Origin of the sequence: Mycobacterium cookii, assembly GCF_010727945.1 — a bacterium.
Classification (GTDB): Bacteria; Actinomycetota; Actinomycetes; order Mycobacteriales; family Mycobacteriaceae; genus Mycobacterium; species Mycobacterium cookii.
Map to the genome: position 1 here is coordinate 25,722 of NZ_AP022569.1, position 23,500 is coordinate 49,221.

Annotated in this window: 20 protein-coding genes, 3 pseudogenes and 1 riboswitch; of the genes and pseudogenes, 17 read left to right on the top strand and 6 right to left on the bottom strand. The window is 66.9% G+C overall.

The window, feature by feature from the left end; all coding sequences use genetic code 11:
* The first annotated feature begins 7 nt into the window (after window positions 1–7).
* Genes G6N27_RS00125 through trmD form a run of 3 tightly spaced genes read left to right on the top strand, consistent with a single transcriptional unit; the run spans window position 8 to window position 1,472 of the window.
* Window positions 8–250: an RNA-binding protein gene (locus tag G6N27_RS00125; protein WP_003878715.1), complete on the top strand. Its 243-nt coding sequence runs from the start codon at window positions 8–10 to the stop codon at window positions 248–250.
* Between the two features lie 12 nt (window positions 251–262).
* Window positions 263–784: a ribosome maturation factor RimM gene (gene rimM, locus G6N27_RS00130; protein WP_163774227.1), complete on the top strand. Its 522-nt coding sequence runs from the start codon at window positions 263–265 to the stop codon at window positions 782–784.
* Between the two features lie 4 nt (window positions 785–788).
* Window positions 789–1,472 carry a tRNA (guanosine(37)-N1)-methyltransferase TrmD gene (trmD, locus tag G6N27_RS00135; protein ID WP_163774230.1) on the top strand — a complete coding sequence of 228 codons (684 nt, stop codon included), beginning with the start codon at window positions 789–791 and terminating at the stop codon, window positions 1,470–1,472.
* 3 nt (window positions 1,473–1,475) lie between these two features.
* On the opposite strand, the gene G6N27_RS00140 is transcribed toward trmD, so the two are convergent.
* Window positions 1,476–2,390 (bottom strand): serine hydrolase, encoded by a 915-nt coding sequence (locus G6N27_RS00140; protein ID WP_163781127.1) that lies wholly within the window; start codon window positions 2,388–2,390, stop codon window positions 1,476–1,478.
* A 247-nt stretch (window positions 2,391–2,637) separates the two neighbouring features.
* Between G6N27_RS00140 and rplS the strand changes: the two genes are divergently transcribed.
* From rplS to G6N27_RS00160, 4 genes are all read left to right on the top strand, one after another.
* Window positions 2,638–2,979, top strand: a complete 342-nt coding sequence (rplS, locus tag G6N27_RS00145; RefSeq protein WP_067334446.1) for a 50S ribosomal protein L19 — start codon at window positions 2,638–2,640, stop codon at window positions 2,977–2,979.
* 70 nt (window positions 2,980–3,049) lie between these two features.
* On the top strand, window positions 3,050–3,898 hold the full coding sequence (gene lepB / locus G6N27_RS00150; protein ID WP_163774232.1) for a signal peptidase I: 849 nt from the start codon (window positions 3,050–3,052) through the stop codon (window positions 3,896–3,898).
* 2 nt (window positions 3,899–3,900) lie between these two features.
* Entirely contained in the window at window positions 3,901–4,668 is a 768-nt protein-coding gene (locus tag G6N27_RS00155; RefSeq protein ID WP_163774234.1) for a ribonuclease HII, read from the top strand.
* Window positions 4,665–4,970: a DUF2469 domain-containing protein gene (locus tag G6N27_RS00160; RefSeq protein WP_007171389.1), complete on the top strand. Its 306-nt coding sequence runs from the start codon at window positions 4,665–4,667 to the stop codon at window positions 4,968–4,970. The genes G6N27_RS00155 and G6N27_RS00160 overlap by 4 nt, the downstream gene beginning before the upstream one ends.
* Before the next feature lie 14 nt (window positions 4,971–4,984).
* Here G6N27_RS00160 and G6N27_RS00165 read toward each other — a convergent pair whose 3' ends face one another.
* Complete coding sequence (locus tag G6N27_RS00165) at window positions 4,985–5,755, bottom strand: GAF and ANTAR domain-containing protein (RefSeq protein WP_163774236.1); 771 nt, start codon at window positions 5,753–5,755, stop codon at window positions 4,985–4,987.
* A gap of 159 nt (window positions 5,756–5,914) precedes the next feature.
* Here G6N27_RS00165 and G6N27_RS00170 point away from each other — a divergent pair.
* The 3 genes and pseudogenes from G6N27_RS00170 to G6N27_RS00180 form a co-directional block, all read left to right on the top strand.
* A pseudogene (locus G6N27_RS00170) lies at window positions 5,915–7,843 on the top strand (APC family permease); the annotation flags it as partial.
* 238 nt (window positions 7,844–8,081) lie between these two features.
* Entirely contained in the window at window positions 8,082–10,058 is a 1,977-nt protein-coding gene (locus tag G6N27_RS00175) for an APC family permease (protein WP_163781132.1), read from the top strand.
* 183 nt (window positions 10,059–10,241) lie between these two features.
* Window positions 10,242–12,170 (top strand): annotated as a pseudogene (locus G6N27_RS00180) (APC family permease); the annotation flags it as partial.
* Window positions 12,171–12,239: 69 nt separating this feature from the next.
* On the opposite strand, the gene G6N27_RS00185 reads toward G6N27_RS00180, so the two are convergent.
* Genes G6N27_RS00185 through G6N27_RS00195 form a run of 3 tightly spaced genes read right to left on the bottom strand, consistent with a single transcriptional unit; the run spans window position 12,240 to window position 15,448 of the window.
* A complete protein-coding gene (locus G6N27_RS00185) occupies window positions 12,240–13,805 on the bottom strand; it encodes a Na+/H+ antiporter (RefSeq protein ID WP_163774239.1) in 1,566 nt (521 codons plus the stop codon).
* Between the two features lie 18 nt (window positions 13,806–13,823).
* A complete protein-coding gene (locus G6N27_RS00190) occupies window positions 13,824–15,134 on the bottom strand; it encodes a PPE family protein (RefSeq protein WP_163774241.1) in 1,311 nt (436 codons plus the stop codon).
* Between the two features lie 14 nt (window positions 15,135–15,148).
* A complete protein-coding gene (locus tag G6N27_RS00195) occupies window positions 15,149–15,448 on the bottom strand; it encodes a PE family protein (protein ID WP_163774243.1) in 300 nt (99 codons plus the stop codon).
* 156 nt (window positions 15,449–15,604) lie between these two features.
* Window positions 15,605–15,666, bottom strand: a riboswitch (Fluoride riboswitch).
* A 144-nt stretch (window positions 15,667–15,810) separates the two neighbouring features.
* Between G6N27_RS00195 and G6N27_RS00200 the strand changes: the two genes are divergently transcribed.
* The 6 genes from G6N27_RS00200 to G6N27_RS00225 are packed head-to-tail and all read left to right on the top strand — an operon-like array spanning window position 15,811 to window position 21,854.
* On the top strand, window positions 15,811–16,179 hold the full coding sequence (locus G6N27_RS00200) for a YraN family protein (protein WP_163774245.1): 369 nt from the start codon (window positions 15,811–15,813) through the stop codon (window positions 16,177–16,179).
* The gene (locus G6N27_RS00205) at window positions 16,179–17,690 is read left to right on the top strand and encodes a YifB family Mg chelatase-like AAA ATPase (protein ID WP_163774246.1); all 1,512 of its coding nucleotides are present in this window, start codon (window positions 16,179–16,181) and stop codon (window positions 17,688–17,690) included. Before G6N27_RS00200 ends, G6N27_RS00205 begins: the two co-directional genes overlap by 1 nt.
* On the top strand, window positions 17,687–18,820 hold the full coding sequence (gene dprA / locus G6N27_RS00210) for a DNA-processing protein DprA (RefSeq protein WP_163774248.1): 1,134 nt from the start codon (window positions 17,687–17,689) through the stop codon (window positions 18,818–18,820). The genes G6N27_RS00205 and dprA overlap by 4 nt, the downstream gene beginning before the upstream one ends.
* 50 nt (window positions 18,821–18,870) lie before the next feature.
* A complete protein-coding gene (locus G6N27_RS00215; RefSeq protein WP_163774250.1) occupies window positions 18,871–19,734 on the top strand; it encodes a siderophore-interacting protein in 864 nt (287 codons plus the stop codon).
* Window positions 19,735–19,758: 24 nt separating this feature from the next.
* Window positions 19,759–20,925 (top strand): alpha-hydroxy-acid oxidizing protein, encoded by a 1,167-nt coding sequence (locus G6N27_RS00220; RefSeq protein WP_163774252.1) that lies wholly within the window; start codon window positions 19,759–19,761, stop codon window positions 20,923–20,925.
* A gap of 26 nt (window positions 20,926–20,951) precedes the next feature.
* Window positions 20,952–21,854, top strand: coding sequence for a tyrosine recombinase XerC (locus G6N27_RS00225; RefSeq protein ID WP_163774253.1), 903 nt, complete (start codon window positions 20,952–20,954; stop codon window positions 21,852–21,854).
* Window positions 21,855–21,908: 54 nt separating this feature from the next.
* On the opposite strand, the pseudogene G6N27_RS00230 reads toward G6N27_RS00225, so the two are convergent.
* Window positions 21,909–22,361: pseudogene (locus tag G6N27_RS00230) on the bottom strand (M23 family metallopeptidase); the annotation flags it as partial.
* A 287-nt stretch (window positions 22,362–22,648) separates the two neighbouring features.
* On the opposite strand from G6N27_RS00230, the gene rpsB reads away from it, so the two are divergent.
* Window positions 22,649–23,488 (top strand): 30S ribosomal protein S2, encoded by an 840-nt coding sequence (gene rpsB / locus G6N27_RS00235; protein ID WP_163774258.1) that lies wholly within the window; start codon window positions 22,649–22,651, stop codon window positions 23,486–23,488.
* Window positions 23,489–23,500 lie beyond the last annotated feature (12 nt).

The window sequence follows — 23,500 nt, forward strand, 5'->3', positions numbered from 1 at the left end:
AACGAGCATGAGTACCGTCGTCGTCGACGCCGTCGAACACCTGGTCCGCGGGATCGTCGACAACCCTGACGATGTGCGCGTCGACATGGTGACCAGTAGGCGTGGCCGGACTGTCGAGGTGCACGTCCACCCCGACGATCTCGGTAAGGTGATCGGTCGCGGTGGGCGCACCGCGACCGCACTGCGCACGCTGGTCGCCGGCATCGGTGGTCGTGGCATCCGAGTCGACGTGGTGGACACCGACCAGTAGCGGAGTGCTCCCTTGGAGTTGACAGTCGGGCGCGTCGTCAAAGCACACGGCGTCACCGGCGAACTCGTCGTCGAAGTTCGCACCGACGACCCGGAGCTTCGGTTCGCGCCGGGTGAGGTGTTGCGCGCCAAGGGTTCTGATCGCCGGGAGCGCAGCTTCGCCGTGGAGACGGTGCGCGCCCACGGCAACCGCCTGCTGGTACGGCTGGCCGGAGTGGCCGACCGCGACGCCGCAGATGCGCTGCGCGGCAGTGTGTTCGTCGTCGACTCCGCGGACCTGCCGCCGATCGACGAGCCGGACACCTATTACGACCACCAGCTCGAGGGTCTCCGGGTCCGCACGACCGCGGGCCACGACATCGGTGTCGTCGCCGAGGTGCTGCACACGTCGGGCGGCGAACTGCTGGCGGTCAACCGCGAAAACGCCAGTGAACTGTTGGTGCCCTTCGTCAGCGCGATCGTCATATCGGTCTCATTGGCCGACAACCTGGTTGAGATCGATCCACCCGAGGGTCTGCTGGAACTGGAGAGCTGAGGACATGCGGATCGATGTCGTGACGATCTTTCCCGGCTACCTGGATCCACTGCGACAGTCGTTGCCGGGCAAGGCAATAGAGTCAGGTCTTGTTCAGCTCGCGGTGCACGACCTGCGCGGCTGGACACACGACGTGCATCATTCGGTCGACGACGCGCCGTACGGCGGCGGTCCCGGCATGGTGATGAAGGCACCGGTGTGGGGTGAAGCGCTCGACGAGATCTGTTCTCCGGAAACGCTTCTCGTGGTGCCCACACCTGCCGGTGCATTGTTCACCCAGTCGACCGCGCAGCGGTGGGGCAGCGAGGCGCATCTGGTGTTCGCCTGCGGGCGCTACGAGGGGATCGACCAGCGGGTCGTCGAGGACGCCGCGACGCGGATGCGCGTCGAAGAGGTTTCGATCGGCGACTACGTGCTGCCCGGGGGAGAGTCGGCGGCCCTGGTCATGATCGAGGCCGTGGTTCGGCTGCTGCCCAACGTGTTGGGCAATCCCGCGTCGCATCAAGACGATTCGCATTCCGAGGGCGTGTTGGAGGGTCCCTCTTACACCAGGCCGCCGAGCTGGCGCGGACTCGACGTGCCCGAGGTGCTGCTGTCCGGCGACCACGCCCGGATTGAGGCGTGGCGCCGGCGTGCGTCAGAAGAGCGCACCCGCGAACGTCGGCCCGACCTGTGGGACCGACGCTGACGGTCAGATCCGGCCGGCGGGGAACATCGTCTTGACCGCCTGGGTGATGGTGTCGCGTGCGGTGGCGTCATCGGCAGGCTGTAGTGACTCGATCACCATCACGTAGCGCCGGTCGGCCCCGATGATCCCGGTGGACAGGTGCATCCAGCTGCTGCCGTCCATGCAGCACATCCAGCCCTGTTTGACCGCGACCGGTTCGGCGTAGAGCGCGTCGGGGATGCCGAACCGCTGTGGATAGCCGTCGGCCCCGGTGGCGGTCGACCCGGCGAGGTCATCGACGATGATCTCCGCGCGATCGCCGGGCAGCCCACCCGACCCGTCGAGCAGCCTGTCGTAGTAGTGCACCAGATCCGATGCCGAGCTGATCGTGTTCCACCACAGGCCGTCGCCGGGCGGAACCGTGGACGTCAACCGGTAACGGGCCGCGACCGCGGTGATCATGTCGCCGCCCCGGGCGGCCCAGAACGTCTCCGCGGCGCCGTCGTCGGAGGACCGCAGCATGCTGTCCAGCGCCTTGCGGTCGGCCGGCGAGAGCGCGCCGTCGCCGGCCGACCCGCGCGACAGCACATCGTCGGCGATGAAGAGTTTCGCCACCGACGCGATCGCGGCCAACTGGTCATTGCCGCTCGACAACAGCTGCTTGGTCGTCCGGTCCAGCACCGCGACCGAGATGGTGGCGCCGTTGGCGGCGGCGTCGTTGGTCGCGTGGGCAATCCGGTCCGCCAACCCGGCGAACGCAGTGGCCCCAGACGGCGACTCCGGTGCCTCAGAACCGCGAATCGACGGCGCCGGGTCGCCAGGCGCGCCGGAAACCTTTGCTTCGCAGCCGGTCGACGACAGCGCCAGAATGGCCGCGGCGACCACGGCGGCCAGCGGTGACCGTAGCCGCTCGCCGCTGGTCAGACCGTCGAAACGCATTGTCATGTGTACCATCGGCCCACGTCGCGGTGGGTCAGGCGACGGCGGCGATTCGCCGTGATTTCGCTGCGTGGTCCCGATCTGGCACAATTGACCAGTTGTCTCCAGCGGTGGCCGGCCGGACGGTCGCCCCCGCCCAGCGCGAGACGCCCAGCTGCCCGAATCCATCGGCTCGGTTGACTGCCCACCCGTCCACTGCGGGGGAGCGTCGACACGCAGCCGCGACTGCAAGGAAGTGTCTGCCGAAATGAACACGCTGGACTTCGTCGACAAGACGTCGCTGCGCGACGACCTCCCGGCCTTCAGCCCCGGCGACACGATCAACGTGCACGTCAAGGTCATCGAGGGCGCCAAGGAACGCATCCAGGTGTTCAAGGGTGTGGTGCTGCGCCGCCAGGGTGGCGGGGTCCGTGAGACCTTCACCGTCCGCAAGGAGAGCTACGGCGTCGGCGTCGAGCGGACCTTCCCGGTGCATTCGCCCAACATCGACCACATCGACGTCGTGACTCGTGGTGACGTCCGGCGTGCCAAGCTCTACTACCTGCGTGAGCTGCGTGGCAAGAAGGCCAAAATCAAGGAGAAGCGCTGATTTTGGCGCGGGTCGGCGATTCTGCGCCGGCCATCCCGAATAGCTCGGCGGCGCTGGCTACGCTGAAGCGGTGACTGACACGACCGACTCGCCTGAGGGTCAACCCGATTCCGATCCGGCCGAGCCAAACGTCGCGACAAGCCCTCCACCCGCGCCAGACGCCGACGAGGCTGACCACGCCGACAAGAAGCACGGGGCGTTGCGGGAAACCGTGATCCTGGCAGTCATCGCGCTGCTGCTCTACTACGTCATGTTGACGTTCGTGGCGCGGCCCTACCTGATCCCGTCGGAATCGATGGAACCCACGCTGCACGGCTGCGCCGGCTGCGTCGGCGACCGGATCATGGTGGACAAGCTGACTTTTCACTTCACGACGCCGCACCCTGGTGACGTCATCGTGTTCAAGGGTCCGCCGCCGTGGAACATCGGCTACAAGTCGATCCGCTCGCACAACCCCGTGATCCGCGGGGTGCAGAACACACTGTCTTTCATCGGCTTCGTGCCGCCTGACGAGAACGACTTGGTCAAGCGCGTCATCGCCGTCGGTGGCCAAACCGTCCAGTGCCGCAACAACACCGGGCTGACCGTCGACGGCATGCGGTTGAAGGAGCCGTATCTGGATCCGGCCACGTTGAACGCCGACCCGACGGTCTACCCGTGCCTGGGTCCTGAGTTCGGTCCGGTCAACGTCCCGCAGGGCCGGTTGTGGGTGATGGGTGACAACCGGACCCATTCGGCGGACTCCCGCGCCCATTGCACCAGCACCCCGGCCGACGCGATGAACGGACTGCTGTGCACGGGCGATCCGATGGCCGGCACGGTGCCGGTGAGCAACGTCATCGGCAAGGCGAGGTTCATCGTGTGGCCGCCCTCGCGCTGGGGTGGTGTGCACGCGGTCAATCCGCAGCAGAATCATTAGGCATGGCCACCACCTGGCCGCCACGGGCGGTGATCCGCAAAGCCTCTGGCCTGCGCACCCTGGAGTCGGCGCTGTATCGCAGCGGCCTGGGCCCAGTGGCCGGGGTCGACGAGGTCGGCCGTGGCGCCTGCGCCGGGCCGCTGGTGGTCGCGGCCTGCGTACTCGGCCCGGGACGCTTGGAAAGCCTTGCTGCTCTGGATGATTCGAAGAAGCTGAACGAGAAGGTGCGGGAGAAGCTGTATCCGCTGATTCGCCGTTACGCGGTGGCCTACCACGTGGTGTTCATTCCGTCTGTGGAGGTCGACCGGCGCGGTGTGCACGTGGCGAACATCGAGGGGATGCGACGAGCGGTGGCGGGGCTGCCGGTGCGGCCCGGCTATGTGCTCAGCGACGGGTTCCGGGTGCCGGGGTTGCCGGTGCCCTCACTGCCGGTGATCGGCGGCGACGCCGCCGCGGCGTGCATCGCAGCGGCCAGCGTGCTGGCCAAGGTCAGCCGGGACCGGTTGATGGTGGCGATGGAAGCCGACCATCCCGGCTACGGCTTCGCCGTCCACAAGGGCTACAGCACCGCGGCGCACTCGGCCGCTCTCAACGAGTTGGGCCCCTGCGCTGAGCACCGTCGGTCGTTCATCAACGTGCGCCGGGTTTCGGCCGGTTCGGGCAGCCGGGTGGTGGCCGACTGCGCACCGGATCGACACGATCTGAACGGGTGGGGAAAGATGGGAGCCCTGAACCAAGCATGGGATGTAGAAGGACGGCTGAGCCGATGAGTGCCGAGGATCTCGAGAAGTACGAAACCGAGATGGAGCTCTCGCTGTACCGCGAATACAAAGACATCGTGGGGCAGTTCAGCTACGTGGTGGAGACCGAGCGTCGCTTCTACCTGGCCAACAGCGTCGAGATGGTGCCGCGTAACGCCGACGGCGAGGTGTACTTCGAACTGCGGCTGTCCGATGCCTGGGTGTGGGACATGTACCGGCCGGCCCGCTTCGTCAAGCAGGTGCGGGTGGTGACGTTCAAGGACGTCAACATCGAAGAGGTCGAGAAACCCGAGCTGCGGCTGCCCGAGTAGACCGGTCGGCGGCGCTACTGCTGGCCGAGCGACCGGCCGCTCTCGCCGAGGGACAACTTGCCGCGGCTGTCGATGACCGAGCGCGCAACATCGGCGAGCTTGATGTTCAGGTCCTGCGAATACCGGCGCAGCACGTTGAACGCCTCCTGCTCGTCCACGCCGTGCAGCATCATCAGCATGCCGACGGCTTTACCGATCTCGCGGTTGGACAACAGTCCACGGCGCAGCGTGGAGACGTCCTCGCCGGAGGCGACCGCGTTGATCGCCACACTGGCGAACGATGCCAGCACGATGGCCTGCCCGGCGGCCTCGGTGTCGAAGACTCCTGCCGTGTCGCTGAATAGGTTCAGCGCACCGGTTTTGCGCTTATCGACCAGGATGCGGAAGCCCATCGCCCCGCGCACCGGCGTCTCGGCGACGAGCCGGGCCGCCAGGTGGGGCCATTCGTTCGGCGTCGTCAGGTCCGTTTCGATCTGCGGCGTTTCTTCCTCGATCGCGTCCACGCACGGTCCTTCGCCCGCCAGCCGTTCGAGGTCGTCGATCCGCTGCGCGATGCGGTCGCTGGCGCCGACGGTGACATATTGCCCGTCACGGCGGACCAGCAGGCTGGCGTGATCGCAGCCCGTCACGACCAGCGTCGCGGCCACACAGATGGCCGCGTATATCTGGCCGGCGTCCGAGCCCTGATAGATGATCTCGGCCAGCGCGGAGAACACCGTGGCAGGGTCTGCTGCCATCGGTCGCTTCGCGGAACTGGTGTCTGTCTCGTCTGCCACGTCGCCCATCTTTTCAAGCAGTTTCTGTCGTTGACCACTGTATCGAGGTTCGGTTTCGCGGCTGCGACGAACTCCGGCAATTCGGGCGGCGTCAAGATCCCGTAAGCGGCCATCAAGATCCCGTAAGGAGGAAAGCGGGCGCCCCTGGTGGTCGGTTAAAAATGCCTGGTGACAGGTCCGGCTGGCGTAAACAAGATTGCGCCGTCATTCATTGACGTGTGGAAACGTGTTGTCCTCGGCAAGCCGATGATCAACGACGAGCTCGCGCACGAAAAACTGTCCAATCCGGTTGCGCTGGGCGCACTTTCACCAGATGCAATCTCCTCGACGGCCTATGGTCCCGAGCAGATCATGGTCGAGCTGCTGCCGGCGGCGGGCATGGCGGCGTTCGCGTTGTTGCTGCCGCTCACTGGCGTGATCCTGCTGATCCTGGTGCTGGTCGCTGCCTCGTATCGGCAAGTCGTGATGGCCTACACGCGAGCCGGCGGCTCCTACATCGTGGCCAGGGAGAACTTCGGGCCACGGGTGGCGCAGGTCGCGGCGGCAGCGCTGCTGATCGACTACGTCGTGACCGTGGCGATCCAGTGCGCGGCGGGCACGGTGGCGGTGGTCTCGGCGATCCCGGTGCTGGGTCCCTGGAGCCTGGAGATCACCGTCGGGGCCGTGGTGGTCTTCTGTTACGCCAACCTGCGCGGCCTGCGCGAGGCTGGCCGGACGTTCGCAGTACCGACGTACTGGTTCATCGCGATGCTCGGGCTGATGGTCCTGGTCGGGATCGTGCGCGAGGTGTTCGGGAGCCTGCCGACCTACGACCCCACCCACCTCGACGGCGCGGTGCCGGTTCATCAGGGCAATGGGCTCGTGATGGGCGCGACGGTGCTGGTGATTCTGCGGGCGTTCGCCAACGGCGGCTCGTCGCTCACCGGTGTCGAGGCGATCTCCAACACGGTCAACCTCTTTCGCAGGCCCGAAGGCCTCAACGCGCGCCGCGTGCTGACGATCATGGCCTGGGTGCTGGGCCTGTTGTTGGCCGGTGTCGCCTGGCTGGCTTACGTGACCCACGCGACCCCGTATGTCGCGGGCTACCCGTCGATGCTGTCCGAGATAGGCCGCGCGGTCTTCGGCAACGGGCTGATCGGCAATGTCCTGTATTTCTCGCTGCAGGCCGCCAGCGCGGCGATTCTGTACAACGGCGCCAACACCAGCTTCAACGGCTTTCCGGCGTTGGCGCACTTCGTCGCCGAGGACCAGTTTCTGCCGCGACCGCTGATGAAACGCGGGCATCGCCTGGTGTTCTCCAACGCGATCATCATGTTGACGGTTCTGGCGATCGTGCTGTTGCTGGCGACTGGTGGCTCGATCAACGCGCTGGTGCCGCTGTTCGCGATGGGCGTCTTCAGCGCGTTCTCGATGACCGGCTACGGCATGACCAAGCACTGGCTGACGCACCGCGGCGAGGGATGGCGTCGCAAGCTGGCCATCAACCTCTCGGCCGGAATCCTGTCGACGATCGTGGTGCTGATCTTCGCGATCGCGAAGTTCACCGAGGGCGCCTGGCTGATCGTCGTGGTCTTTCCCGCGCTGGTCTTCATCTTGATCCGGCTCAACCGCCAATACCGCGTTGAGGCTTCGGTGCTGGAGATGTCGATGGCCGACCTCCCTGACCTGAAGAGGCACGCGAACCACCGGGTGTTGGTCTTCGTCGATTCGGTGGACCTGGCCGAGGTGGAGGCGATGCGCTACGCCAAAGGACTGCACGCCGACGATCTGACCGCGATCCACTTCGTGTTGGACGAGGCTCGAGCCGCCCGCCTGCAGGTGCGCTGGCAGCGCTTCGGTTACGACACCCGGCTGCGGATGATCGACTGTAAAGACCGGCTGCTGAGCCGGGCCGCCGAGCGGCTGGTCGCGCAGGTCAGAGGCGATCATCCGGACGCCACCATCACGGTGTTGTTGCCCCGCCGGATGTACTCGCCGTTGGCTGGACGACTGCTGCACGACCGCACCGCGGACGAGATCGCCCGGGTGGTCAGTCGTATCCCGGGCGCAAGCGCCCAGATTCTGGCGTACGACGTGGGGTCCCGGGTCGCGCGGGCGCTGCAAGGTTCGGAAGGCGACGGTCCGCACCGCGAGCCGGAATCCACTGGAAGGTCCCAAACCACCACTCCGGTGTTCTGACCGCTCGCTGAGTCGGTGCAGGTCGACGTTGATAATCAGCTGAGAATCCGTACGCGTTCCACCTAGTTGGGCAACCCAACCTCAAGTAGACCCGCTAACGTTCACGGGCGTAAGTTTTGCGTAAGTATTGCGAACGTAGAGGGCGGGGAAAAGCGCAATCGTGGTAGAGGACGCTGAGCACACGGTCCCGTTGACATTCATCGACGGCTGGAAACGGTTTTTCCTGGGTAAGCCACTGATCAACGACGATCTCGAGCACGAAAGCCTGTCGAATCCCATCGCGCTCGGGGCACTTTCGCCAGACGCGGTGTCGTCGACCGCATATGGTCCCGAGCAGATCTTGATCGAACTGCTGCCGGCCGCCGGATTGGCCGCGTTCACGCTGATCCTGCCGCTGGGTGCCGTCATCCTGTTGATCCTGGCGTTGGTCACCGCGTCGTACCGGCAGGTTGTGATGGTCTACACCCAGCGTGGTGGCTCATATGTGGTGGCGCGGGCGAATTTCGGCCCGAAGATCGCGCAGCTTTCCTCGGCGGCCCTGCTGATCGACTACGTGGTGACGGTGGCCATCCAATGCTCGGCGGGCACGGTAGCGGTGGTCTCCGCAGTGCCCAGTCTGGGCCCGTATCACCTGGAGATCACCGTGGGAGCGTTGCTGCTGCTCTCGTTCGGCAATCTGCGCGGCATGAAGGAGGCCGGCCGGCTCTTCGCCGTCCCCGTGTATGCCTTCGCGACGATGATGACAGCATTGATCGTTACCGGTGTGGTCCGCGAAATCTTCGGGGGCTTAACGAAATACGATCCGGAACACATCGTTGGGGCGGTGCCCGTTCACCAAGGCAACGGCTTCGTGATGGGCGCTACGGTTTTGATCCTGCTGCGCTCGTTCGCCAACGGTGGCACATCTCTGACCGGGGTCGAGGCGATCGCCGACGCGGTCAATGTGTTCCGCCAACCGCAGGGCCCGAACGCCCGCAAGGCGCTGACCATGATGGCGTGCCTGCTCGGTTTCCTGTTGTTCGGCGTCATTTGGCTGGCCCACGTGACCCATGCGACGCCCTACGCCGCGGGATACCCGTCGATGCTGTCCGAGATCGCCCGAGCGGTCTTCGGCACCGGGACCATCGGCAACATCCTGTTCGTATTGCTGCAGGCCGCGAGTGCGGCGATCCTCTTCTTCGGCGCCAACACCAGCTTCAACGGCTTCCCGGCGCTGACGAGCTTTGTCGCGGAGGACAGCTTCTTGCCGCGGCCGATGATGAAGCGCGGCCATCGACTGGTGTTCTCCAACGCCATCCTGGTGCTCACGGCGGCATCGACAACTCTGGTCATTCTGACCGATGGCTCGGTCGACGCCGTCGTGCCGTTGTACGCGATGGGCGTCTTCATGGGCTTCTCGATCTGCGGGTACGGCATGACGAAATATCATCTTGGCCATCGCAATCCGGGCTGGCGCCGCAAGCTGGCGATCAACTTGTCGGCGGCGATCCTGGCCACGATGGTGGTGTTGATTTTCGCGATCGCGAAGTTCACCGAGGGTGCGTGGCTGGTGGTCGTGGTCTTCCCGATCCTGGTGTTCGCGCTGATGCGGCTCAACCGCCAATACCGTGCTGAGAGTTCGGTTTTGGAGATGACGCGCGCCGAAGGTGCCGGGCTGGACAAGCACGACCGGCATCGGGTCTTCGTGTTCGTGGACCACTTCGACTTCGCGACGATCGAGGCTCTGCACTACGCCAGTGGGCTGCATGCCGAAAAGCTCAGCGCGGTGCACTTCGTGATCGACGCGCTGCACGCATCGCGCCTGCAGCAACGCTGGGCGCACTTCGAGGAAGACCTGCCGCTGCGGATGGTCGAGTGTCCGGATCGCAATCTCAGCCGCGCGGCTCAGGAACTCGTGTGTGAGGAGATCAGCGACCACCCGGGCACCAAGGTGACGGTGCTGCTGCCGCGCCGTACGTACGCGCCGCTCGTGGGTCGCCTGCTGCACGACCGCACCGCCGACCGGATGGCGGGTGCCATCAGCCGGGTCGAGGGCGCGACGGCGCAGATCGTCGCCTACGACGTCGGATCCCGGATCGCGCAGGCCGGTGCGATGGCCCGCACCGAGAAGGACAAGGCGCCCGTAACAAGTTGACGGAGCCGCCAGTGCGATGACTGGCCGTCATCGCAGGCCACCGGGTTGGGGCACGGCGTCACAACTCGGCCAAGAATGTTAATTGGCTGTGAATCGACGCTGCTTAGACGTTCTTTGGTAACCCAATCCCCGGTATAGACGCTAACGTTCGCGGCGTAAGTATGGGCGGTGAGGAGCACCACTGTGGCGATTCCGGCTGACGCGGACAAAGCGCCGTCGACTTTCGTCGACGGCTGGAAACGTGTGTTTCTGGGCAAGCCGCTGATCAACGAGCATCTCGAGCATGAGAGCTTATCGAATGTCGTTGCGTTGGGCGCGCTTTCACCGGATGCGATCTCGTCGACTGTCTACGGTCCCGAACAGATCATGGTCGAACTTCTGCCGGCGGCCGGGCTGGCGGCATATCTGCTGGTGTTGCCGATCGCCGGTGTGATCTTGCTGATTTTGGCGTTGGTGACGGGGTCGTATCGCCAAGTGGTGATGACCTACACCCAGCGGGGCGGATCGTACGTGGTCGCCCGCGCGAATTTCGGGCCGCGGATCGCGCAGATCTCGTCGGCGGCGCTATTGATCGACTACGTGGTCACCGTGGCCGTGCAATGCGCGTCAGGCACGTTCGCGGTGGTGTCGGCGGTACCCAGACTGGGTTCCTACCACCTCGAGATCACCGTGGGGGCATTGCTGCTGATTTCCTACGCCAACCTGCGCGGAATGAAAGAGGCCGGCCGGATCTTCGCCGTGCCAGTGTATTCGTTCATCATCATGCTCGTGGTGATGATCGTCACCGGTGTTGTTCGCCAGATCTTTTGGGGCTTACCACAATACGATCCAGCGCACATCGCCGGAGCGGTACCGGTGCACCACGGCAACGGCATCGTGATGGGTGCGACGGTGCTGGTGTTGTTGCGGGCGTTCGCCAACGGCGGTACCTCGCTGACCGGCGTTGAGGCAATCGCCGACGCGGTGAATGTTTTTCGAAAGCCGCAGGGGCCCAACGCCCGTCGGGTGTTGACGAGGATGGCTTGCGTTCTGGGGTTTCTGCTGGTGGGAGTCATCTACCTGGTGCACGCGACTCACGCCACTCCCTACATCGCCGAGTATCCCTCGATGCTTTCCGAGGTCGGCCGGGCGGTCTTCGGCCACGGCTTGATCGGCACGGTCATGTACGTCCTCCTTCAGACGGCGAGCGCAGCCATTTTGTTCTTCGGTGCCAACACCAGCTTTAACGGGTTTCCCGCGCTGACCAGTTTTGTTGCCGAGGACAGTTTTCTGCCGCGGCCGATGATGAAACGCGGTCACCGTCTGGTCTTTTCCAATGCCATCATCATTCTGACCGCGCTGGCGGTGACTTTGGTGATCGTCACCGGCGGTTCGGTCGACGCGGTGGTGCCGCTCTTTGCGATGGGGGTCTTCACCGGATTCTCGATGGCTGGTTATGGGATGACCAAACACAACCTGAATCATCGTGAATCCGGTTGGCGACGCAGGGTGGTGGTGAATCTCTCCGCGGCGATCTTGTCGACGATCGTGGTGTTGATCTTCGCGGTCGCGAAGTTCACCGAGGGCGCGTGGCTCGTGGTTGTCGTGTTTCCGATTCTGGTGTTCGGTTTGATGCGGCTCAATCGCCAATATCGAGCCGAGAACTCGGTTTTGGAGATGACGTTGACCGAGCGAACCGATTTGGTCGGGCATGACCGGCACCGGGTCTTCGTTCTTGTCGACCACTTCGACTTCGCGACGATCGAGGCGCTGCACTACGGAAGTGATCTGCATGCCGACAAGCTCACAGCGGTCCACTTCGTGCTCGACGGGTCGCACGCTGCACGACTTCAGGAGCGTTGGGGGCATTTCGAGGACGACGTTCCGCTCCGCATGGTCGAGTGTCCGGATCGCAATCTCATCCGGGGGGCGCAGCGACTCGTCTGTCGAGAGCTCGACGACTATCCGGGGACCAAGGTGACCGTGTTGCTGCCACGCAGGACGTATCCACCGGTGCTCGAGCGGTTGCTGCATGATCGCACCGCCGACAAAATGGCCGGGGCCATCAGCCGTGTCGAAGGCGCGACGGCGCAGATCGTCGCCTACGACGTCGGATCTCGCATCGCCCGGGCGACGGCCGCTGCCCGTAATGGCAGGGGAGACTCTTCGTAACACGCTGAGCCCCTTGCTGACTCGGGCTCGTCAGGAACCGCTGTGTCTGGCCTCTTCAAGGTCGAGGTCTCGTTCGACGGCGCGCAGCAACGTCGCGTTGATGCGGCCGTCTCGCCTCAGCGACATCAGGACCGACCGCTCGACGCCGATCAGTTGCAGCCGCAACGCCCGATACTGCTCCATCTCCCGCGCGTCGTCGGAATCGTCGCCCGGCGGGCCGAACTCAAGGCGCCGTATTTTGTCTTCGTACAGCGAGCGGGCAGATTCCGTCGCTTCGTCGGTCGTGTCGTCGCGATGCTCCTCCAGCCATGCCAACGCGGCGCGGGCCGCTTTCAGCCGAACCTTGTTCTCCGCGCTGCCGTAATCCTCGGCACGTAGATCGAGTCGGCGCAGCAGCCAGGGCAGGCTGGTGCCCTGGATGAGCAGACTCGCCACGATGACCGCCGAGGCGACCACGATGATCAGATCCCGGTCAGGGAACGGCTTTCCGTCGGCCACCCGTAACGGGATGGCCAGCGCGGCCGCCAGCGACAAGCCACCGCGCATGCCGGCCCACGCCACGACCACGCGTTCGCGCCAGACCGGCTCATCGGTGGTGCGCCTGAACAATCGCGCGGTAACCGGGCCGGACAACATCCAGACCAGCCGCGATGCGATCACCACCGCGACGACGGTCGATATCACCACGACGACGCGTCCCGCGGACATACCCGGAACCCAATGCAGCGAACGCACGAGTTCCATGCCGACCAAAGAAAACAACACGACGTTGAGGAGGAACACCAGAACATCGAGAAAAGCGAAGGCCTGCAGTCGCGCGCCTGGAGCGTAGATGGCACTGAGGTGTGAACCGACATAGATGCCTGCGGTCACCGTCGCCAGCACACCGGACACGTGGACACCCTCAGCCAGAACGTAGGTCAGGTATGGCGTCACCAGCGAAATTGTGATCTCCAACAGGGAGTGGTCGATGCGCCGCCGCACCTGCACTGCCAGCCAGCCGACGGCCAAGCCCAGCGCGGCGCCGCCCGCCGGGGCGGCAAGCAGGGTCACGATCAGCGGCCCGGGCCGGATTGCACCGACCATCGCGGTGCCCACGGCGCCGGTGTACAGCACCAGAGCGGTGCCGTCGTTCGTCAGGCCCTCACCCTCGACGATCGTCGCCAGTCGCTCCGGTACGTCCAGCCGGGCGAAGACGGATGTCGCCGCGACCGCGTCCGTCGGCGCCACCACCGCACCGGCCACCAGGGCCACCGCCAGCGGCACGCCGGCAATGCCCACCAAAACGCCCGCGACGGTGGCCGTCGTGACCAGCACAAGCCCTACCGACAGCAGTCCGATCGGCCGGGCACTGGCCCGAAGGTCGTCTGGCGCAATGAAATACGCCGCGTAATAGAGCAGCGGCGGCAAAAACAGGTAGAACACGACCTCGGGTGCGAGCGTGGGCACATTGACCCACGGCGCCCAGGCCAGGAACGCACCGAGTCCCACCAGCAGAACGGGATACGGCACGCCGATGCGATCGGCCAGCCACACCGCCGCGATCGCTGCCAGCGGTCCGCACAGCAGCAGGACGCCGTAGCCCGCCGGATTCACAACGTCAGCCTAGAGGCGTCAGCCGAGGAACCGTCGCTTCTGTTCGATCACCTCGTCGGCGGTCACCAGACCGGAGTCGGCCAGCTTCGCCAGCAGCGACTGCGCCTTGATCGCGAGTTCCTGCAATTCGGTGGCGATCGCGGCCACCGCATCGTTCGGCTCAGGGTGTGACGGCTTCGGAGTGTCCCGCACCGCCACCCGCACTCGCTGATCGCCGCGTCCCACCGAAGCGGTGCTGCTGCCGACAGCGCCGCCCGCCGCGCCGGCCAGACCCATACTGCTGAACAGGTTCCCGGCTCCACCGACGTCGGGTGCCGCCGCGGCGCTGGTGATGGGCAGCGTGTAAGCCGTCGGGCGGATCTCGGGAGCGGCGACGGTCCACCCCGAGGGCACCGACAGGCGGCCCACCTTGTTGGCCTGGCCGAGACCGGCCGACGTAGATGGCGGCGCAACGTCCGACGGTGCGCCGATGCCGCCGACACCGCTGATGATCCACTCCGGCAGCATCGTCCCGCCCGGACCGTTGCCGGTGAACGGACCTTTGCCGTAGTCGAAGTCGCGGTCGGCGTTGATCAGCATTCCTCGCAAAGTGGTGCCGAACGATGTGAACGACGCCGATGTGCTGACCGTTCCGATGGTTCCGGCGGTCACCGTGATCGGGGCCGTCAGCAATGGGATCAGCGCAAGCGGATCCACCTCGGCCGGCGCCGCCAGGCTCTGCACCGCCCCGGACAGCGCCGACATGACCTGCGATCCGGCCGACGATGCCGCGGATTGCGTCACCGCGGCGCCCTGGCCGGCCGGGTTCGTAGTCGGCGGCGGAGCCGTGAACGGCGTCAGCGTCGTTGCCGCCGCTGAGGACCCGGCGTAGCCGTACATCGCGGCGGCGTCCTGGGCCCACATCTCGGCGTATTCGGTCTCGGTGGCCGCGATCGCCGCGGTGTTCTGGCCGATCACATTGGTCGCGATCAATGCCATCAGCAGACTGCGGTTGGCCGCGATCACCGCGGGCGGCACCGTCATCGCGAACGCGGCCTCGTAGGCCGCGGCTGCGCTCTTGGCCTGGGTGGCGGTGTACTCGGCCTGCCCGGCGGTCGTCGTCATCCAGTCCAGATAGGGTGCGGCCGCTGCGGCCATCGCCGCCGACGACGCGCCCAGCCACGGGCCGCCGGTCAGCTCGGAGATCGCCGTCCGATACGACGACGCCGAGGATTGCAGCTCGGCGGCAAGCCTGTCCCAGGCCGCCGCCGCGGCCAGCATCGGCCCCGTTCCCGGGCCGGCATACATCCGGCCGGAGTTGACCTCCGGCGGCAGCATTGCGAAATCCATTGCCCTAGCCCGTCTTAACCGGTCGCCAGGACGTTGGCGGCTTCGGTGGCCGCATAGGATGTCGCGCTGACCGCCAGCGTGCTGACCAGCTGACGGTGGATTGCCTCGGCCTGGGCGCTGACCGCCTGGTACATCTGTGCGTGCACAGCGAACTGGGCGGCGGTCAACGCCGACACCTCGTCGGCGGCGGCCGGCAGCACGCCCGTGGTGGGCGCCGAAGCCGCGGCATTCTCTGCGCTCATCATCGAGCCGGTACACGCCAAGGCGGTGGCGGCGGCGCTCAGCGCCTCCGGCTGCGTTGTGACGTAGGACATCGGTCTTCCTCTCGGTAGGTTGACATGACTCAATGATCCGTGCCGAACGGCATGCAGTGATGCGAAAGCCGCTCGCTGCTAAGGGAATTCATGGAATACGCCGCACGGGTTGAGGATGTTGACTCACCGGTCTCACCCGCCTTCTAGCCCAGGGCACCTCGGGCAGAAGCCATCAGCCGGTACGGCGGTAAAAGGCGAGCTTCATCGCCTGAACGCGATGGTAACGGCGGCCTAACCGCAGATCAACGTGGCGCGCTGACCAGTTGTGCAGTGCGGTACGACTGTGGATAACCGGGCGTCAATTCACCGCGATCGGCTCGCGGCGGATTCCGGTGTCGGCGCCATGTCGCAGGGTGACCCACATGACGATGTTGACGCGAGCCGAAATCGGGGCCCTCGGTGAGCGATTGGCCACCGATCACCTGATCGGACTCGGACTGCGGATCCTGGCCCGCAACTGGCGATGTCGCTACGGCGAGCTGGACGTGATCGCTGCCGACCCCACCACCGGCACGGTGGTGTTTGTCGAGGTCAAGACCCGCACCGGGGACGGCTTCGGCGGGTTGGCGCAGGCCGTGACCGCGCAGAAGGCACGACGTCTGCGCCGCCTGGCGGCGATCTGGCTGGCCGGTCAGGAGCGGCGCTGGGCGGCGGTCCGCATCGACGTCATCGGCGTGCGGATCGGCCGACGCCGAACGCCGGAGATCTCGCATCTGCAGGGCGTCGGCTGATGGCACTGGGGCGTGCGTTCTCCGTCGCGGTGCTGGGGCTGGACGGCGAGATCGTCGAGATCGAAGCCGACATCACCTCCGGGCTGCCCGGGGTGCATCTGGTGGGCCTGCCCGACGCCGCGCTGCAGGAGTCACGCGATCGGGTCCGTGCCGCGATCACCAATTGCAACAACCCGTGGCCGATGTCGCGGCTGACGCTGGCGTTGTCGCCGGCCACCCTGCCGAAAGTGGGGTCGGTCTACGACCTGGCGCTCGCGGCCGCGGTGCTGTCGGCGCAGCGCAAGAAGCCGTGGCGGCAGCTGGAAACCGCAGTGGTGCTGGGGGAGTTGGCGTTGGACGGGCGGGTGCGGCCGGTGCGCGGTGTGCTGCCGGCGGTGCTGGCGGCCAAGGTTGCCGGCTGGGGGATTGCTGTCGTGCCGGCCGAGAACCTCCCAGAAGCCAGCCTTGTCAACGGCATCGAGGTCTGGGGTGTGCGCACTCTCGCGCAGTTGCAGGGCTGGCTCGGCGGTTCGGAACGGCTCGACGAGCGCATCCACGGAGTGGTCCCGACGGACGATCCGCCCGCGGACCTCGCCGACGTGATGGGGCAGGCGCAGGCTCGGTTCGCCGTCGAGGTGGCGGCCGCCGGTGCGCACCATCTCATGCTGACCGGGCCCCCGGGGGTGGGTAAAACGATGCTGGCGCAACGTCTTCCGGGCCTGTTGCCACCGCTGTCGGATAGCGAGTCGCTGGAGGTGACCGCGATTCACTCGGTGGCCGGCCTGCTGTCGGATACCACGCCGCTGATCACCCGGCCACCGTTCGTGGCGCCGCACCACAGCTCGAGTGTCGCGGCGTTGGTCGGCGGCGGTTCCGGCATGGCCCGGCCCGGCGCCGTCAGCCGCGCGCATCGCGGCGTGCTGTTCCTCGACGAGTGCGCCGAGGTCGGCGTCAAGGCGTTGGAGGCGCTGCGAACACCGTTGGAAGAAGGGGAGATTCGGCTGGCCCGACGAGACGGCGTGGCACGGTACCCGGCTCGCTTCCAACTGGTGCTGGCAGCCAACCCGTGTCCGTGCGCTCCGGCGGATCCGCGTGACTGCATTTGTGCGGCAGCGGCCAAACGTCGATATCTCGGCAAGCTTTCCGGACCTCTGCTGGATCGCGTCGACCTACGGGTGGAGATGAACCCGGTGCGGATGAGTGCGTTCGCGACCGCCGAGGCCGAGTCGACGGCACAGGTCCGGCACCGGGTGACGGTGGCCCGCGAGGCCGCGGCGCAGCGATGGCACGCCCACGGCTGCCGCACCAATGCCGAGGTCAGCGGAACCTTGCTGCGGCGACGGTTCCGGCCCGGCTATGCGGCGATGCAGCCGCTGCGGAGTGCGCTGGATCGCGGGCTGCTGAGCATTCGCGGCGCGGATAGGACGTTGCGGGTCGCGTGGACCTTGGCCGATCTGGCCGGTCGCACGTCACCCGGGCGTGACGAGGTGGCCGTCGCGCTGAGTTTCCGCCAACCGGGGACCTCGCGATGAGCGATGTGACGTCGCGCGCCTGGGCCTATCTGTCGCGGGTCACCGAACCGCCATGCGCCGAGTTGGCCGCACTAATCAGCCGGGTTGGGCCCGTCGAAGCCGCAGAGCGGGTGCGACGCGGTGACGTCGACGAGGCGCTGGCCCGTCGCACCGAAGCGAGACGTGACATCGACAGGGCCGCAGACGATCTCGAATCGCTTGCCCGCCGCGGTGGTCGCCTCATCTCGCCCGACGACGACGAGTGGCCGGCGCTGGCGTTCGCGGCGTTCGGTGGCATCGGGGCCAAGCCGGACGCCCGACCGCCGTTGATGTTGTGGGCGCTGGGCCCCGCGCGACTCGACGAAGTCTCGCAGCGGTCCGCGGCCCTCGTCGGCACCCGTGCAGCGACCTCCTACGGCGAGCACATCGCCGCCGACCTGGCCACCGGTCTGGCCGAGCGCGACGTCGCGGTGATCTCCGGGGGTGCCTACGGCATCGACGGCGCGGCCCACCGCGCGACGCTGGCGGCCGACGGCATCACCGTCGCTGTGTTGGCCGGCGGCATCGACATCCCCTATCCCGCAGGGCATTCCGCGCTGCTGCATCGAGTGAGTGTCGACGGGTTGCTGGTCACCGAATATCCGCCGGGAGTGCGACCGGCCCGACACCGCTTCTTGACGCGTAACCGTTTGGTGGCGGCGTTCTCCGGGGCCGCCGTGGTGGTCGAGGCCGGGCTGCGCAGCGGGGCAGCCAATACCGCCGCCTGGGCCCGGGCGCTGGGCAGAGCCGTCGGCGCGGTGCCGGGCCCGGTCACGTCGTCGGCATCGACCGGATGCCATACGCTGCTGCGCGCCGGGGCCGAGGTCGTCACCAGAGCCGAAGATATCGTCGAGTTGGTCGGGCGCATCGGCGAGTTGGCGCCCGAGCCGCCTCATCCGGCGACACCGCTGGACGGGTTGGACCACGACGAGCGCAGGGTGTTCGAGGCGTTGCCGGGACGCGGGGTCGCCACGGTCGACGAGATCGCGGTCGCCGCCGCCCTGCAGCCTCCGCGGGTGCTGGCGCAGTTGGCGATGCTCGAGATCGCCGGCCTGGCCGAGCGGCACGACGGCTGCTGGCGGATCGTCCGCAAACGTAGACAACCACGATGACAGCGTCGACTCGTATAGTCGAGAGGGTCAACGCCCAAGGGAGGAATCGGTTGCCCGGTCGACCAGTGCACACATTCGAAGTGGTGCGCACCGAACACATCACGTCGCACATGATCCGAGTCGTGCTCGGCGGCAAAGGTTTCGACACTTTCACGCCGAGCGAGTTCACCGACTCCTACGTCAAGCTGATCTTCGTCGACGACGATGTCGACGTGGCCGCGCTGCCGCATCCCTTGACACTGGACAGCTTCGCCGACCTGCCGGCCGCCAAGAAGCCGGTAGTCCGGACGATCACCGTGCGGCGTGCCGACGCGGACGTCCGCGAACTCACTGTCGACATCGCCGTGCACGGCGACCACGGCGCAGCCGGCCCGTGGGCCGCGAAAGCCACACCCGGACAACCGGCGTACCTGATGGGCCCGAGCGGGGCCTACAGCCCCGATCCAGCCGCCGACTGGCACCTGCTGGTCGGCGACGAGACCGCATTGCCAGCGATCAGCGTTGCGCTGGAAGCGTTGCCCGCCAACGCAATCGGCCAAGTCTTCATCGAAGTCGCCGAGCCCGACGACGAAATTCCGCTGGCTGCGCCCGACGGTGTCCAGGTCAACTGGATCCTCCGCGGTGGCCGAGCCGATCTGGTCGGCGAGGAGCGAGCCGGCGACAACTCGCCGCTGGTCGAGGCGGTCAGGACCGCGCACTGGCTGCCCGGGCAGGTGCACGCCTTCGTCCACGGTGAGGCCCAGGCCGTGATGCACAGCCTGCGGCCATACATCCGCAAAGAGCGTGGCGTCGACGCGAAATGGGCGTCGATCTCGGGCTACTGGCGACGCGGCCGCACCGAAGAGACATTCCGGCAGTGGAAGAAGGAACTCGCCGCAGCGGAATCCGGGACCCAGGAGGGCCTGTCCGCCTGAACTGACGGCTGGCATGCTCGTCGCATGGCATTCGGCGACTATCAGAACGAGATCTATTTTCAGGGCCTGTCCGGCGTCGTGCCCAAGCTGCCGATGGTGTTCGCGGAGCTGGAAGCCAAGGCCGAGAAGGCGTTGCCGCCGTCGGTGTGGTCGTACGTCGCCGGTGGCGCCGGCGACGAGCGCACCCAGCGAGCCAACTGCGAGGTGTTCCAGCAATGGGGCCTGATGCCGCGGATGTTCGTCGGTGCCGCGCAACGCGACCTCTCCGTCGACGTGTTCGGCCTGAAACTGCCGAGCCCGCTGTTCATGGCGCCGATCGGGGTCATCGCGATCTGCGCCCAGGATGGCCACGGCGACCTGGCCACCGCGCGCGCCGCCGCCCGTACCGGGGTCCCGATGGTGATGTCTACGCTGACCGAGGACCCGCTCGAAGACGTCGCCGCCGAATTCGGTGACACTCCAGGGTTTTTCCAGCTGTACACCCCGACCGACCGCGAGTTGGCCGCCAGCCTGGTGCACCGCGCCGAGGCGGCCGGCTTCAAAGGCATCGTCGTCACCCTGGACACCTGGGTCACCGGTTGGCGACCGCGCGACCTGAGCACGTCGAACTTCCCGCAACTGCGCGGCGCTTGCCTGGCCAACTACACCAGCGATCCGGTGTTCCGCGCGAGCCTGGCGCAGACGCCGGAAGAGAACCCGCAAGCCGCGGTGCTGCGCTGGATTCAGCTGTTCGGCAATCCTTTGACATGGGATGACCTGCCGTGGCTGCGTTCGCTGACTACGCTGCCGCTGCTCGTCAAAGGGATCTGCCACCCCGACGACGCGCGGCGCGCCAAGGACGGCGGCGTCGACGGCATCTACTGCTCCAACCACGGCGGACGCCAAGCCAACGGCGGACTGCCCGCGCTGGACTGCCTGCCGGGCGTCGTCGAAGCCGCCGACGGGTTGCCGGTGCTGTTCGACTCGGGCGTGCGCAGCGGCGCCGACGTCGTCAAAGCTCTGGCATTGGGGGCGACAGCGGTTGGCGTCGGGCGCCCCTACGCCTACGGTCTGGCGCTGGGCGGCGTCGACGGCGTCGTGCACGTGCTGCGATCGATACTGGCCGAAGCCGACCTGATCATGGCCGTCGACGGATACCCGACGCTGAAAGATCTCACTCCGGACACCCTGCGGCGCGTCAGCCGAGCCTGACCCCGGGTTGCTGCGACGGTGGGGTAGTGGAGGCGATCCTCGACGAGTTCGACGACTACCTGGCGCTGCAGCGCGGCCGCTCGGAACACACCCGGCGGGCCTACCTCGGCGATCTGCGGTCGTTGTTCGCGTTTCTGGACGAGCGCGCGCCCGGAACCGGCGTGCCGGGGCTGAGCTTGCCGCTGTTGCGGTCCTGGCTGGCCGCCGGTGCGGGCGCCGGCGTAGCCCGCACCACGTTGGCGCGCCGCACGTCGGCGGTCAAGGCATTCACCGCGTGGGCGGTGCGACGCGGACTGCTCGACGGCGACCCGGCGACCCGGCTGCAGGTGCCCAAGGCACGTCGAGCGTTGCCCGCGGTGCTGCGGCAAGACCAGGCGCTCGCCGCCATGTCGGCCGCCAAATCCGGCTCCGAGCAAGGTGATCCGCTGGCGATGCGGGATCGCTTGATCGTCGAACTGCTGTACGCCAGCGGCATCCGGGTCAGCGAGCTGTGCGGTCTGGACGTCGACGACGTCGACACCGGGCACCGGCTGCTGCGCGTGCTCGGTAAAGGCAACAAACCGCGCAGCGCGCCGTTCGGCGAGCCGGCCGCCGAGGCGCTGAAGAGCTGGCTGGCCGACGGGCGCCCGGCCTTGCTCACCGCCGAGTCGGGTCCGGCGCTGCTGCTGGGCGTCCGGGGACGGCGACTCGACGTCCGGCAGGCGCGCACCGTGGTGCACCAAACCGTCGGCGCCGTCGACGGCGCGCCTGACATGGGCCCGCACGGTCTGCGGCACAGCGCTGCCACCCACCTGCTCGAGGGCGGCGCCGACCTGCGGGTTGTGCAGGAACTGCTGGGTCATGCCAGCCTGGCCACCACCCAGCTCTACACGCACGTCACCGTCGCCCGATTGCGTGCGGTGCACGATCAGGCTCACCCGCGGGCTTGAGCGGTTGTCGCTCAGAGGCGGGCAAAAGTGCCCCCGAACCTGCCGTCACCCGTGTAGCGGCTTGAGCCGAATCGGCGTGGACGCCAGCAGCCCCAACGGGTCGACGTAATCGGCGCGGGAGGCCGGACCCCACATCGCGCCCCAATGCAGACAAGCCGCGGCCGCACAGCCCGAGTGCCCGGCGGCCAGCTGGCCGATCACGGCGCCGGCGGCCACCCGCTGGCCGACCCGCACGCTGGCCTCGACGGGCTCATAGGTGGTCCGCAAGCCGCCGGGATGGGCGAGTGACACCAGCTGACGGCCGGCCAGCATCCCGGCGTACACGACCGTCGCCGCACCCGCGGCGTACACCGGCTGACCGGGCCGACCGGCCAGGTCCACGCCCCGGTGGCCGCGAGTCCAGTTCGGCGATGGCGCATCGAAGGCCCGCGCCACCGGCGGCGGTGGACGCAGCGGCCACTGCAGCCGGACGGCATCACCGCGAGCAGGGGAAACACCCAGCAGCGCTGCCACGAACACCGAGGCCCATCGCACCTGGTCAGTTCACCCTGGCCGGGGCAGACCGGCCAGCCAGCGCTGTGGACAAAGCACCTGGCCGAAGCGTGTAAACTGCACTGCGCAACCCGTAAATACGAGTTGACTTCGCGCGTCTGTATTGCGTCTCCCGTTCCACTAGGAGTTCGCACCGCATGCCGGGCGGTCCCGTCCACAAGACGGGTCCGGCATTGCAGCAGCCGCCAGGGCCTGGCATCACCCGACGCCGGGCGTAAACCGACATAAGGACGCGAGCCACAATGGCTGTTGTAACCATGAAGCAGCTGCTTGACAGCGGCACCCACTTCGGACATCAGACCCGTCGCTGGAACCCCAAGATGAAGCGGTTCATCTTCACCGACCGCAACGGCATCTACATCATCGACCTGCAGCAGACGCTGACCTTCATCGACAAGGCGTACGAGTTCGTCAAAGAGACCGTGGCCCACGGCGGCAGCGTCCTGTTCGTCGGCACCAAGAAGCAGGCGCAGGAGTCCATCGCCGACGAGGCGACCCGCGTCGGCATGCCGTACGTCAACCAGCGCTGGCTGGGCGGCATGCTCACCAACTTCCAGACCGTGCACAAGCGGCTGCAGCGCCTCAAGGAGCTGGAGTCCATGGAGCAGACCGGTGGCTTCGAAGGTCGCACCAAGAAGGAAATCCTGATGCTGACCCGCGAGAAGAACAAGCTCGAGCGCAGCCTCGGCGGTATCCGCGACATGGCCAAGGTGCCGTCGGCGGTGTGGGTGGTCGACACGAACAAAGAGCACCTCGCGGTCTCGGAAGCCATCAAGCTGGGCATCCCGGTGATCGCGATCCTGGACACCAACTGCGACCCCGATCAGGTCGACTACCCGATCCCGGGCAACGACGACGCCATCCGCTCGGCGGCCCTGCTGACCAAGGTGATCGCCTCGGCGGTCGCCGAAGGCCTGCAGGCGCGTGCCGGTCTCGGCCGCGGCGACGGCAAGCCCGAGGCGGAAGCCGCCGAGCCGCTGGCCGAATGGGAGCAGGAGCTGCTGGCCTCCGCCACCGCATCCGCCGCTCCGGCCGAGCAGGCTGCGGCGGTCGCCACCGAATCCACCACTGACGCATCCTAGGAAGGGCTGAGC

What these genes read in the sequence shown, in the direction of transcription:
- G6N27_RS00125 (WP_003878715.1), top strand. Translation starts at nt 8, where the DNA reads ATGAGTACCGTCGTCGTCGACGCCGTCGAACACCTGGTCCGCGGGATC.
- trmD (WP_163774230.1), top strand. Translation starts at nt 789, where the DNA reads ATGCGGATCGATGTCGTGACGATCTTTCCCGGCTACCTGGATCCACTG.
- G6N27_RS00140 (WP_163781127.1), bottom strand. Translation starts at nt 2,390, where the DNA reads ATGCGTTTCGACGGTCTGACCAGCGGCGAGCGGCTACGGTCACCGCTG.
- rplS (WP_067334446.1), top strand. Translation starts at nt 2,638, where the DNA reads ATGAACACGCTGGACTTCGTCGACAAGACGTCGCTGCGCGACGACCTC.
- G6N27_RS00155 (WP_163774234.1), top strand. Translation starts at nt 3,901, where the DNA reads ATGGCCACCACCTGGCCGCCACGGGCGGTGATCCGCAAAGCCTCTGGC.
- G6N27_RS00160 (WP_007171389.1), top strand. Translation starts at nt 4,665, where the DNA reads ATGAGTGCCGAGGATCTCGAGAAGTACGAAACCGAGATGGAGCTCTCG.
- G6N27_RS00165 (WP_163774236.1), bottom strand. Translation starts at nt 5,755, where the DNA reads ATGGGCGACGTGGCAGACGAGACAGACACCAGTTCCGCGAAGCGACCG.
- G6N27_RS00190 (WP_163774241.1), bottom strand. Translation starts at nt 15,134, where the DNA reads ATGGATTTCGCAATGCTGCCGCCGGAGGTCAACTCCGGCCGGATGTAT.
- G6N27_RS00195 (WP_163774243.1), bottom strand. Translation starts at nt 15,448, where the DNA reads ATGTCCTACGTCACAACGCAGCCGGAGGCGCTGAGCGCCGCCGCCACC.
- G6N27_RS00200 (WP_163774245.1), top strand. Translation starts at nt 15,811, where the DNA reads ATGACGATGTTGACGCGAGCCGAAATCGGGGCCCTCGGTGAGCGATTG.
- G6N27_RS00205 (WP_163774246.1), top strand. Translation starts at nt 16,179, where the DNA reads ATGGCACTGGGGCGTGCGTTCTCCGTCGCGGTGCTGGGGCTGGACGGC.
- dprA (WP_163774248.1), top strand. Translation starts at nt 17,687, where the DNA reads ATGAGCGATGTGACGTCGCGCGCCTGGGCCTATCTGTCGCGGGTCACC.
- G6N27_RS00220 (WP_163774252.1), top strand. Translation starts at nt 19,759, where the DNA reads ATGGCATTCGGCGACTATCAGAACGAGATCTATTTTCAGGGCCTGTCC.
- rpsB (WP_163774258.1), top strand. Translation starts at nt 22,649, where the DNA reads ATGGCTGTTGTAACCATGAAGCAGCTGCTTGACAGCGGCACCCACTTC.